Origin of the sequence: Citrobacter amalonaticus, from assembly GCF_037053465.1 — a bacterium.
GTDB classification, from domain to species: domain Bacteria; phylum Pseudomonadota; class Gammaproteobacteria; order Enterobacterales; family Enterobacteriaceae; genus Citrobacter_A; species Citrobacter_A amalonaticus_H.
In genome coordinates this window covers 251,093-263,503 of sequence record NZ_JBALIF010000003.1, presented here as the reverse complement: position 1 = coordinate 263,503, position 12,411 = coordinate 251,093, and the positions used below count along the sequence as shown (strand labels likewise).

Sequence of the window (12,411 nt, the reverse complement as noted above, 5' to 3'; positions counted from 1 at the left end):
CGCCATCCGGTAATCATGCATTGCCGGATGGCGGCTAAACGTCTTATCCGGCCTACGTATCGTTAATGGCCTCAGCCAAAAAACGGCATAAAAAAACCCCGCCGGGGCGGGGTTTTCTTCAACCTGTTGGCGATTACGCGCGAACGAAGTCGATGTGAGTCAGCTTCGGCTTGAACGCGTGACGCTGTACAGCCTGAGCTTTAACTTTAACTTCTTTACCGTCAACAACGATGGTCAGAACTTCGCTATAGAAACCTTCTTTAGCTTGCATGTTCATAACCAGATCGTGATCCAGTTCAATAGCAATCGGGGCTTCTTTGCCACCGTAGATGATTGCCGGGAACTTGTTAGCGGCACGCAGGCGGCGGCTCGCACCCTTACCCTGCTCTTTACGTACTTCAGCGTTGATAGTAAACATTTAAATCTCTCTTTAATAATTCCTGCTACAGGCGACCCAGCAACAGGTAGATGATCTGCTTTGCGTATGCAAAAGCGGGCGAGATTCTATACTCAAACGCCTGCCACATCAATCAAAAGTACGATTAACCGCGCAATTCATGTGCCCGACGAAAACGCCCCTCGTAGTCGAACACTTTTTCACGCACCTGCCAGTACTGACCTTTCATTCGTGCCACTACAAAGTCGGGATGGCGTAATAACGGTTGTTGCGCGAGGATATCCGCCGCCGTTATCCAGCGTAGCGGTACGCCCGGCGTACGGGTATGAGGGCGAATAAACAGTTGCTCAAACGCCGTGCGCTGGGCCGGGGTGTGCAAACGAAAGCGTTCGCTGACGTCAGCGCCGTCCTCGTCGTAGTAGGTGATTTTTAGCCACTCGCCTTTCTCGTCCTGACCGTGCTGCATCGCCATACCGCTACAGCGCAGCACCAGCGCGTCTTTCAACTTCAGCGCGGCTTTCAGCATGTCGTCGGGATCGACAAGGATCGTGTCGCATTGCCGACAGCGGCGGGCGGCAATATCGTTTTCAGCATTGCATTGCGGGCAATTTTTAAAGCGAAAGCGGAAATCGCACTGTTCGCGGTGCCCCTCATCATCTTCGAACCAGCCCTGGCAGCGACGTCCAAAATGTTCTATCAGCGTACCGTCTGTGGTCGTTTTACCCCAAAACGTATTGGCGAAACCGCAGGCAGGGCAGAAAACCTGCACAGGAACGTTGTCGCTTTTGCCTTTTGGACTGCCAACTTCCGGGGTGTAGAGGTCGTGTGGATTACCGGCGTAGTCAAGAATCAGGCAGTCCGTTTTTCCCGGCGCGAGGCGCAGACCGCGACCGACAATTTGTTGGTAAAGGCTCACTGATTCCGTAGGGCGCAGGATGGCAATGAGATCAACATGCGGAGCGTCAAAACCGGTGGTCAATACTGAGACGTTTACCAGATAACGAAAACGCCGGGCCTTAAATGCGCTAATCAGTTCATCGCGCTCGGCACCGGGTGTGTCACCGGTGATCAGCGCGGAATCCTCTTTAGGTAATAGCCCGGTAATCTCTTTGGCGTGTTCAACGGTGGCGGCAAAAATCATCACCCCTTTCCGACTTTGCGCGAATTCGACAATCTGGCTAATGATATGTGGCGTGATACGTTGCTGCTTTTTCAGCTCCCGGTTCAGATCGCTTTCGCTGAACAACCCGTTGCTTTGTGCCTGCAAACGGCTGAAATCGTACTGCACAACCGGCATGTCCAGGCGCTCTGGCGGGGTAAGGTAGCCGTGCTTAATCATATAACGCAGCGGCAGCTCATAAATACAGTCGCGAAACAGTGCCTTATCATCGCCGCGAACCATACCGTGATAATGAAAGTGGTAAATCCAGCCTCTGCCTAAGCGAAACGGCGTGGCGGTGAGCCCCAGCAGACGGATGTGCGGATTAACCTGGCTCAGGTGGGTGAGTATTTGCTGATACTGACTGTTTTCATCGTCGCCAATACGATGGCATTCATCGACAATCAGCAGTGAAAACTCGCCCTGAAAGGCATCCAGGTTGCGGGCCACCGACTGGACGCTACCGAACACCACTTTACCGTGACTCTCTTTACGCTTAAGTCCGGCGGCAAAAATGTCGGCATCAAGCCCCAGCGCACAGTATTTGGCATGGTTTTGTTCAACCAGCTCTTTCACATGCGCCAGTACCAGGACGCGACCTCTGGCTACACGTGCCAGTTCCGCAATCACCAGGCTTTTGCCCGCACCTGTTGGCAGAACAATCACAGCAGGCGTGCGGTGGCGGCGAAAATGGCTGAGCGTGGCGTCCACGGCTTCTTGTTGATAAGGGCGAAGTGTAAAAATCATGGTCTCACAATGCGTAACGAACTCAGGTATAGTATGCCACGAATCGTTTTCCCTTGAGGGATGTTGTTAGCCCGCTATACTGGGCGGATAACGGCTTCCCTTTTCGGGCAGAGCGCCCGATCTCCGTATTTTTACAGGCAAAATCACACTCATGCGACTTGATAAATTTATCGCTCAGCAACTCGGCGTCAGCCGTGCTATTGCCGGGCGTGAGATCCGCGGTAGCCGTGTTACCGTGGATGGCGAAATCATCCGAAATGCTGCGTTTAAGCTACTGCCAGAACACGATGTAGAATATGACGGCAATACGCTGGTTCAACAAACCGGTCCACGCTACTTCATGCTCAATAAACCGCAAGGGTATGTGTGCTCGACGGATGATCCGGATCACCCGACGGTACTTTATTTTCTTGATGAGCCGGTTGCCCATAAATTACATGCCGCAGGCCGTCTGGATATCGATACCACCGGTCTGGTGTTAATGACCGACGACGGGCAGTGGTCGCACCGCATCACTTCTCCGCGCCATCATTGTGAAAAAACCTATCTGGTCACGCTGGAGTCGCCCGTCGCTGACGATACCGCCGCGCAGTTTGCAAAAGGTATCCAGTTGCATAATGAGAAAGATCTCACCAAACCCGCCGTTCTTGAGGTGATTACGCCCACCCAGGTGCGTCTGACCATCAGCGAAGGTCGCTACCACCAGGTAAAAAGGATGTTTGCCGCGGTGGGCAACCACGTTGTTGAACTGCATCGTGAACGGATCGGCGCAATCACCCTTGATGCTGACCTTGAACCGGGGGAATACCGTCCTCTGACCGAAGAAGAGATTGCCAGCGTCGGCATACCTTTCCGCTAAATTCAGGAGTTTTTTGTGACGAATACCCGGCAGCAGTCGTCGTTTGCCATCGTGTTTATTCTCGGCCTGTTGGCCATGCTGATGCCGCTGTCGATTGATATGTATCTTCCGGCGCTGCCGGTGATCGCCGATCAGTTTGGCGTACCCGCTGGTAGCGCGCAGATGACGCTCAGTACCTATATTCTGGGCTTTGCCGTGGGGCAATTGCTGTACGGACCGATGGCGGACAGTCTCGGGCGCAAACCGGTGATCCTTGGCGGAACGCTGGTGTTCGCCGCCGCCGCCGCGGCCTGTGCGCTGGCGCAGACCATCGACCAACTTATCGTGATGCGTTTCTTCCATGGTCTGGCGGCCGCGGCGGCCAGCGTGGTTATCAATGCGCTGATGCGCGATATGTATCCAAAAGAAGAATTTTCACGGATGATGTCGTTTGTCATGCTGGTCACAACGATTGCCCCGTTACTGGCGCCGATTATTGGCGGCTGGGTGCTGGTGTGGCTGAGCTGGCACTCTATTTTCTGGATCCTGGCGGTTGCCGCGATTCTGGCGTCAGCGATGATTGCTCTACTCATCAGGGAGACGCTGGCCGTAGAGCATCGACAGCCGTTCCATATACGTACCACGATAGGTAACTTTGCCTCGCTGTTTCGCCATAAGCGAGTGCTGAGCTATATGCTGGCGAGCGGCTTCAGTTTTGCCGGGATGTTCTCATTTCTGAGCGCTGGTCCTTTCGTTTATATCGAAATCAACCACGTCTCACCGCAGGACTTTGGCTATTATTTTGCGTTGAATATTGTCTTCCTGTTCATCATGACCATCTTTAACAGTCGTTTCGTGCGGCGTATCGGGGCGCTGAACATGTTCCGCACAGGGCTGTGGATCCAGCTGGCAATGGCAGTATGGATGGTACTCAGCGCACTGTTTGGTGTGGGATTCTGGGCGCTGGTGCTGGGTGTGGCGGTGTTTGTCGGCTGCGTGTCGATGATCTCTTCCAATGCGATGGCAGTGATCCTGGATGAGTTCCCTCATATGGCGGGAACGGCCTCATCGCTGGCGGGAACCTTCCGTTTTGGCATAGGCGCAATCGTCGGGGCGCTCCTCTCGCTGGCGACCTTTAACTCAGCGTGGCCGATGATTTGGTCCATTGCGTTCTGTGCAACCAGTTCAATTCTGTTCTATCTCTACGCAAGCCGACCTAAAAAACGGTGATCAAAGACACAACACGGAAGCTGCCAGGCTTCCTTTGTTGATGTACATCAACGACAAATCCATCATTCCTCCGATATATGTTTATTTTATGTAAAATCAATTTATGTAAAAAGTCACATCATTGTAGTTAAAAAGGTTGAGTTAGATCGCAGAAACGGGTACATATAGCCCGCGACGCTAATCCTGCATCATATTACTCTTTTAAACAAAGGCCTGACGGGTCACGCAGGAGAGGGATCGCGGTGTTGTACATCCGTTTAAGGACGGATTGTCAATGATGTGTTAATATGGATGTAAACAAATTGTGAAGTGATTGTGCTTCCGGGGAAAGAAAGTGACAACATTACAGCTCTCAATCGTTCATCGCTTACCACAGAACTATCGGTGGTCTGCGGGTTTTGCAGGTTCGAAAGTTGAACCGATTCCGCAAAATGGCCAAAGCGTCGAGAACAGTCTGGTCGCGCTCAAATTGCTGAGTCCGGACGGCGACAGCGCATGGCCGGTGATGCATAAACTCAGTCAGGCGCTTAGTGACATCGAAGTACAGTGCTCTGTACTGGAGTGTGAAGGTGAACCGTGCCTGTTTGTTAACCGACAGGACGAATTTGCTGCCACCTGTCGGCTGAAAAATTTTGGCGTCGCCATTGCCGAACCGTTTTCTAACAATAATCCCTTTTGAGCGTCAGCTTAGCGCGAGAAGCTGACGCGTGTACGCCTGCTGCGGTGCGCTAAACACGCGCTCACATTGTCCTTGTTCGACAACCTCTCCCTGTCTCAGCACAATTATCTGATGGCATAACGCGCGGACAACGTGCAGATCGTGGCTTATGAAGATATAGGCCAGGCGATGTTTTTGTTGCAGCGATTTCAGCAGCGTTAGGATCTGTGCCTGGACGGTTCTGTCGAGAGAGGAAGTCGGTTCGTCAAGAATGATCAGAGACGGTTTCAGAATCAGCGCTCTCGCAATCGCGATACGCTGACGCTGACCGCCGGAAAATTCCGCAGAGTAGCGATGACGTGAAGCTGCGTCCAGTCCTACTTCTGCCATTACGGCAATCACCTGCTGTTCGCGTTGTTCAGCCGTCAATGCTGGTTGATGTACGCGCAACCCCTCTTCAATAATTTGCAGCACGTTGAGCCGTGGGTTTAGTGAGGAGTTCGGATCCTGGAACACTACCTGAATGCGATGGCGTACAGGAAGAAGCTGTCGGCGCGTCAGAAACTGCAACTGCTGACCGTCGAACTCAATACTCCCCTGAGAGGTAATCAGCCGCAGAAGCGCCAGACCGGTGGTGCTTTTTCCTGATCCCGATTCTCCTACCAGCCCCAGCGTTTCACCTGCCTGCAGGCTGAAACTGATGCCTTTCAGCACGTCATTGCTTGCCACCACGCGCTTGAGAATACCTTTGCGAATGGGAAAAGAGACACGTAAATCATCAACCCGAAGGAGAGGGGATTGTTGATCGGGTAAGGGCACCGGATCGCCTGCGGGCTCGCTATTGAGCAACTTTTGCGTGTAGGGATGCGCTGGAGCCTGTAACAGGGCGACTGCGCGGTTTTGCTCAACGCATCGCCCGTTTTGCATAACGGCGACACCGTCGGCGATCTTTCTGACAATACTGAGGTTATGGGTGATAAACAGCATCCCCATATTCAGCTCATGCTGAAGCTCACGCAGCAACGTGAGGATTTGCGCCTGAACCGAGACATCCAGCGCGGTGGTCGGTTCATCAGCGATAAGCAGTTCGGGCCTCGTTAGCAAGGCCATCGCAATCATCACGCGCTGACGTTCCCCCCCGGAAAGCTGATGAGGATAATCGCCCAGTCGTTTAGCCGCCTGGCGAATGCCGACGCGATCGAGGCAGCTTAGGATTTCCGCGCGCGCAGCTTCCCGGCGCATGCCCCGGTGCAGAGAAAGCACTTCATAGAGCTGCTTTTCGAGGTTATGGAGCGGATTCAGTGAAACCATTGGCTCCTGAAAAATCATCGCGATCTTATTGCCGCGCACGCCGCGCAGAGTCTGTTCGCTGGCGTGGAGTAATGACTCACCGTGAAAACGGATATCGCCACCGAGATAAACGGCGGGGGGCGTGGGGAGCAGACGCAGGATCGAGAGCGCCGTGACGCTCTTGCCAGAGCCTGATTCGCCGACCAGCGCCAGCGTTTCGCCAGCTTCCACGCTCAGTGAAATATTGCTGACCACGGTGCGAACCGTCTCTTGTTTACGAAAGCCCAGTGTCAATTTATCAATCGTGAGCAAAGGTTGCGTCATCTCACACCGCCTTGTTGGGATCGAAAGCATCACGGACGGCCTCGCCGATAAAGATCAGCAGCGAGAGCAAAATGGCAACAGACAGAAATGCCGTGATACCCAGCCACGGTGCTTGCAGGTTGTTTTTCCCTTGCAGAAGTAATTCACCTAATGACGGTGAACCCAACGGCAGCCCGAAGCCGAGGAAATCCAGCGATGTCAGGGTGGTGATCGAGCTGCACAAAATAAACGGTAAGAAGGTCAGGGTGGCGACCATCGCGTTGGGTAACATGTGGCGGAAGATAATGCTGCGGTCGCTGACGCCAAGCGCCTGAGCTGCCCGGATATAATCGAAGTTGCGCGTGCGTAAAAATTCCGCGCGAACCACCCCGACCAGACTCATCCAGCCAAACAGCACCGTAATTGCCAGCAGCCACCAGAAGTTAGGTTGCACCACGCTGGAGAGCAGAATGATTAAAAAGAGCGTCGGCATACCCGACCAGACTTCGATAAACCGCTGGCCCCATAAATCCACTTTGCCACCGTAATAACCCTGTAACGCCCCGGCCAGCACGCCCATTACGCTTGAACACAGTGTCAGCATCAAACCAAAAAGGATGGAGATGCGCGTGCCGTAGAGGATCCTCGCCAGTACGTCACCGCCGTTGGCATCAGTGCCCAGCCAGTTCTGCGCGGAAGGGGGCGATGGAAACGGTTTATCGGTCGCAAAGTTTATGCTGTCCGCGCCAAAGCGCACGGGTGCCCAGAGAACCCAACCGCGCTTCTCCAGCTGTTGCTTTAGCCACGGATCCTGATAATCCGCCTTTGTCGCCAGCGGGCCGCCAAAATCACTCTCGCTGTAGTTTTTAAACAGTGGGAAATACCAGCTGCTGTCATAACGCACCAGTAGCGGCTTGTCGTTGGCGATAAGTTCCGAGCACAGGCTCAACCCAAACAAAACGAGAAAGATCCACAGTGACCAGAAGCCACGACGGTTATGGCGAAAACGTGCCCAACGGGCCTGATTGACAGGGCTTAAATGCGCCATTAGCGTCCCTCAAAATCTATGCGCGGGTCAACCAGCGTATAGCTGATATCGCTAAGGATATTCAGTAGCAGGCCGATCAGGGTGAAGATGTACAGCGTGCCAAACATCACCGGATAATCGCGGGATACCGTCGCTTCATAACCCAGAAGCCCCAGTCCGTTGAGGGAAAACATGACCTCAATCAGCAATGAGCCGGTGAAAAACATACTGATGAACGTGGCAGGAAAACCGGCGATGACCAGCAGCATCGCGTTGCGAAAAACGTGCTTCCATAGAATGTTCTTTTCACTCACCCCTTTGGCACGGGCCGTCACCACGTACTGCTTGCGCACTTCATCCAGAAAGGCGTTTTTGGTCAGCATGGTCAGGGCGGCGAATCCGCCAATGACCGTCGCCACCACAGGCAATGTGATGTGCCACAGGTAATCGGTAATTTTTTGATACCAGGGGAGGGAATCAAAATTGGCAGAGACCAGACCGCGTAGCGGGAAGAGATCGTAATAGCTGCCGCCGGCAAAGAAGACGATTAACAAGATGGCGAATAAAAACGCCGGAATAGCGTAACCGATAATAATGAACGCACTGCTCCAGACGTCGAAACGGCTGCCGTTGTGAACGGCTTTGCGGATCCCAAGCGGAATCGATACCAGATAGATGATGAGCGTACTCCACAGCCCCAGGGTTATCGACACTGGCAGACTGTCTTTGATGAGCGTCAGCACCGAGGCACTACGAAACAGACTGTCGCCGAAATCAAAGCGGAGGTAATTCCAGAGCATTGTGAAATAGCGTTCGTGCAGAGGCTTGTCAAACCCGTAGCGTTTCGTAATTTCAGCAATGACTTCCGGGTCAAGGCCGCGACCGCCCCGATAGTTGCTGTCGCTGATGTTTCCCACCCCGGTTTGCGCATGGCTGGCGCGAATGCCTTCGCTTCCGGCACCGGGCAGGGCGCCTGCCTGACCGAATTCAATTGCCGCAATGGCCTGATCAACCGGGCCGCCAGGGGCAATTTGCACGATAAAAAAGTTGATAGTGATGATGGCCCAGAGCGTCGGGATCACCAACAATAAACGGCGAATCAGATATGCGCCCATTTATTCTCCCTGGCGTCTGGCTGCAGGCAACTTAGCTGCGCGGTTCACATCGTACCACCAGTTATCAAGGCCAATGGTGTAAATCGGACGAATAGCTGGACGAGAGAATTTATCCCACCAGGCGAGCCGGTCTTCCGCCATATACCACATCGGGAGCATGTAGTAATTCCATGTCAGCACTCTGTCCAGTGCGCGTCCGAGGGGGATCAGCTTGTCTTTGTTTCCCTGCGCCGCAATGATTTGGTTGATAAGCTTGTCAATCACCGGGCTTTTCACGCCGGGGGCGTTGTAACTGGAGTCGATGTACTCGGACGCCCATGAGATTTGCAGGTCTGAGCTGGGCCAGGGCATTGCGCGCCACAGCCTGGGCATCATGTCATAGTCGCGACTGCGCATACGGTTAGTGATTTGTGAGTTATCCACCTGGCGAATATCCATCGTAATCCCCAGACGCTGGAGATTGTGCTGGAATGGCAGAACCCACTGGCTGTTGCTACCTGCCGAAATCAGTAATTCAAAACGCAATGGTTTCCCGGTGGTGGTATTGATTCGTTGCTGGCCTTTCAGTTCCCAGCCAGCCTCTTTTAACAGATTGTCCGCGTTGAGCAGGTTATCACGATCGTAACCGTCCCCTTTGGAAACGGGCGGCTGATAGATTTGCGTAAAGACTTCCGGCGGGAGATCCTTTTTCATGGGGGCGAGTAGCACCAGTTCGGCCGCGTCAGGGTAATTTCTGGCGGCATATTCCGTATTCTGAAAATAGCTATTAGCCCGGCTCCAGGCATTGTAGAACAGCGCCTTATTCATCCACTCAAAGTCAAACGCCAGCGTGATGGCTTCACGTACCCGGCGGTCGCTGAACACGGGACGCTGAATGTTGAAGGCCAGCCAGCGTGTATCCTGTGCTGATTCATTTTTTTGCTCATCTTTGATGATGTATTGGTTATCAAAGTTTTTGCCGACATAGCGTGTCGCCCAGTTTTTGGCATCGCTTTCCAGACGTAAATCAAACGCTCCGGCCTTAAAGGCTTCGAAGGCCACGTTATCGTCGAGATAATAGTCGTAGCGAATGGTGTCAAAGTTCCAGCGCCCACGATTCACCGGCAGACTGGCGGCCCAGTAATCTTTGACGCGTGAGTAGACAATATATTGTCCCATCTTCCACTGGCTAATGCGGTACGGACCGCTGCTTAGCGGCGGTTTTGACAGAGGATCGCTGAGCTTGTGATCTTTCCAGTATGCTTCGGGCATGACAGGCAAAGAGAACAGGCTGAGCATATTCTCTTTCCCGGGCTTCGCCAGTTCCATACGAACAGTCAGCGGAGCAATAGCTTTGACCGTCGTACCTTTATAGACAAGACGAAATTGAGGAACGCCTTCAGTCATAAATTTTTGGAAGGTGAAGGCGACATCTTTCGCCTGGATGGGTGTGCCATCATGGAAACGGGCGCGGGGATTAATTGTTACTTCCACCCATGAGTAATCCTCGGCGTAGCGGGCGCTCTCGGCAATCAGCGGGTAATAGCTTCCGGGTTCGTCATCTGACGTCGTAAACAACGTGTCGTAAAGCTGCTCAGTACGTGCGCCGGGGTTACCGCGCATGGCATAGCGGTTGAAATTGTCGAATGTGCCAATGGCGGAAAGCGTAATCTGACCGCCTTTTGGGGCGGCAGGGTTGGCATAATCGAAGTGATCAAAATTGAACGCATATTTGGGTTCCCCCAAAACAGCAAAGGCATAGCTCTCTTTGATGGACTGTGCCTGTGCGCCAAAGCTCATCAGCGAGATAAACAGCAGCAATATGCGAACATTCATCGACAATGGAATTCCTTTTTTGGCCGACCTGTCAGTGCAGGTCATTCTCATGCCTGAATAATAGGGCAGGTAGTGCATATTGTGAATCTATGTGCCCACGCTTTACCACTTCAGTCCGTGCGGCTCTGAAACCCAGCGGACAAACTCATCAAGTGGCAGTGGGCGGCTGATCCAGTACCCCTGAAGGAAGCGAACGCCCTTATCATGCAACCATTTCGCTTGTTCCGGTGTTTCGACCCCTTCAGCTACTGTCATCATATCGAGACGCTTAGCCAGTGTCAGTACTGCATCCAGAACCGGAGATGTGACCGTTTCTGTCCCAATGGCGTTAATAAAACCACGGTCGATTTTCAGGTAATCCAGGGTATAGCGTTCCAGATAAATCAGGGCGCTGTGGCCCGTACCAAAATCATCAATCGCAATCTCAAAACCCGCCGCGTGCAGCCATTCGAACAATTGCGAGGCCTCATGCTGCTGAAGCATGTCGCGCTCGGTAATTTCTAATACGATCTGAAAGTGATTAGGCGGCATTGCGGCAGCCAACTGGCGCATATCATCTTTAAAACCGCTGCTGTGCAGGTGGTCAGGGGCAATGTTGATACCGTATTTGGCGCCGACAGGGAGAACCTTCTGCAGCGTAGCGGCGTCACGCGCGACCAGCTCAAACAAATGTTGCGTCAATGGCACAATCATGTTCTGAGCTTCTGCATAATGGATAAATGCGTCAGGCGGGATCTCGCCCACGGTTGGATGTTTCCAGCGCAGTAACACTTCCAGCCCGGTGACGTTTAATGACTGCGTATCCACAACGGGCTGATACACCACGTAGAACTGGTCACGCTTGATCCCGATAAGGATCTCTTTGCCCGGCCGCAACCGTATACTCATGATGTAGTAGCAAAGCAAACCCGCAATAATCCCCCCCATTCCGCCGAGGAGAAGGGCATACCATAAATCGGACCAGGTCCAGTTTGTGGCGTATAACCTGATAGTCACCGGAACACCCGTAATTTTAGCCTCACGCTCTGGTTTATCTGTGAGTTCATCGAGTCTTAACAGATGGTCCGAAAAGGTGGATAAAACGGTGTTACCGACAATGATTGCGATCCCGTCGAAATCTTCCTGCCGGGAGGTATAGAGAAGATACGGCGTGAGGTTGATGTTCAGCGAAGTAAACACGCCGCTGTTGACTAAAAGGGGATTGCGATACCAAATCACCATAGCGGGTTTGTTGGGCATCATCGGGGTGCCGGGCATGATCGCCATATCGATCTCTTTACTGATATCCAGCCCCGGCACCAGTTCAGTCAGCAACGTGTCCATGCTGCCCGTTGCTGAAGAGCAAAAGGCTTTCTTATCTTTAACAAGTAAAAACGCACGTACGTTAAGACTGAATGCCGCGCGGGACGTTAATTCTGAGCCGACTTCTTTACAGGTGTTCAGGGTCAGCGGCTGGAGAAGATCCGTGGTGTTTTTGAGATCGGCGAAATAGCTGTTGAGGTAATGCTGAATATCGGAAATCAACGTATCGTATTTGACTTCGCGCTTATGCCACGTCATGAGGAATTGTAAGCTACTGATCACAATGGCGATGATAACCCCAGTGACGATGCAGGCAAGCACGATTTTTCGACCAGAAGATAAGGCGCGTGTGAACATGATACCTGGTTTGGCCCTGAGGTTGCTGATGTTGATTAAATCGATTGAATTACAAGACTATAGCCTGGATTGATTCGGCGAGTCATGCTTTTCCATAGAGGGCGTACGGCCTTTCAAAAAAAAGCACCGCCGAAGCGGTGCGTTGTATTTGTCTCGTCAGGATAGCCAAGGGA

At 52.8% G+C, this 12,411-nt stretch carries 10 protein-coding genes; 3 read left to right on the top strand and 7 right to left on the bottom strand.

Translation table 11 applies throughout. From position 1 onward, the window contains the following. Nucleotides 1-133: 133 nt before the first annotated feature. Nucleotides 134-418 (bottom strand): 50S ribosomal protein L25, encoded by a 285-nt coding sequence (gene rplY, locus WB371_RS06770; protein WP_336219325.1) that lies wholly within the window; start codon nucleotides 416-418, stop codon nucleotides 134-136. Nucleotides 419-542: 124 nt separating this feature from the next. Further along, nucleotides 543-2,303: a DEAD/DEAH box helicase gene (locus tag WB371_RS06765; protein WP_336219324.1), complete on the bottom strand. Its 1,761-nt coding sequence runs from the start codon at nucleotides 2,301-2,303 to the stop codon at nucleotides 543-545. A 151-nt stretch (nucleotides 2,304-2,454) separates the two neighbouring features. Here WB371_RS06765 and rsuA point away from each other — a divergent pair, with 151 nt between their 5' ends. The 3 genes from rsuA to WB371_RS06750 all read left to right on the top strand — a co-directional run bounded on the left by rsuA (nucleotide 2,455) and on the right by WB371_RS06750 (nucleotide 5,050). Continuing rightward, nucleotides 2,455-3,162, top strand: a complete 708-nt coding sequence (rsuA, locus tag WB371_RS06760) for a 16S rRNA pseudouridine(516) synthase RsuA (RefSeq protein WP_336219323.1) — start codon at nucleotides 2,455-2,457, stop codon at nucleotides 3,160-3,162. Between the two features lie 15 nt (nucleotides 3,163-3,177). After that, on the top strand, nucleotides 3,178-4,371 hold the full coding sequence (locus WB371_RS06755) for a Bcr/CflA family multidrug efflux MFS transporter (RefSeq protein WP_420704030.1): 1,194 nt from the start codon (nucleotides 3,178-3,180) through the stop codon (nucleotides 4,369-4,371). 334 nt (nucleotides 4,372-4,705) lie between these two features. Then, complete coding sequence (locus WB371_RS06750) at nucleotides 4,706-5,050, top strand: YejG family protein (RefSeq protein WP_336219322.1); 345 nt, start codon at nucleotides 4,706-4,708, stop codon at nucleotides 5,048-5,050. Between the two features lie 3 nt (nucleotides 5,051-5,053). Here WB371_RS06750 and yejF read toward each other — a convergent pair whose 3' ends face one another. From yejF to WB371_RS06725, 5 genes are all read right to left on the bottom strand, one after another. Further along, nucleotides 5,054-6,643, bottom strand: coding sequence for a microcin C ABC transporter ATP-binding protein YejF (gene yejF, locus WB371_RS06745; protein ID WP_336219321.1), 1,590 nt, complete (start codon nucleotides 6,641-6,643; stop codon nucleotides 5,054-5,056). Nucleotide 6,644: 1 nt separating this feature from the next. Then, complete coding sequence (locus WB371_RS06740) at nucleotides 6,645-7,670, bottom strand: ABC transporter permease (RefSeq protein ID WP_336219320.1); 1,026 nt, start codon at nucleotides 7,668-7,670, stop codon at nucleotides 6,645-6,647. Further along, nucleotides 7,670-8,764: a microcin C ABC transporter permease YejB gene (locus tag WB371_RS06735; protein WP_336219319.1), complete on the bottom strand. Its 1,095-nt coding sequence runs from the start codon at nucleotides 8,762-8,764 to the stop codon at nucleotides 7,670-7,672. Before WB371_RS06735 ends, WB371_RS06740 begins: the two co-directional genes overlap by 1 nt. Beyond that, nucleotides 8,765-10,579 (bottom strand): extracellular solute-binding protein, encoded by a 1,815-nt coding sequence (locus WB371_RS06730; RefSeq protein WP_336219318.1) that lies wholly within the window; start codon nucleotides 10,577-10,579, stop codon nucleotides 8,765-8,767. A gap of 102 nt (nucleotides 10,580-10,681) precedes the next feature. Then, nucleotides 10,682-12,238 (bottom strand): cyclic di-GMP phosphodiesterase, encoded by a 1,557-nt coding sequence (locus WB371_RS06725; protein WP_336219317.1) that lies wholly within the window; start codon nucleotides 12,236-12,238, stop codon nucleotides 10,682-10,684. Nucleotides 12,239-12,411 lie beyond the last annotated feature (173 nt).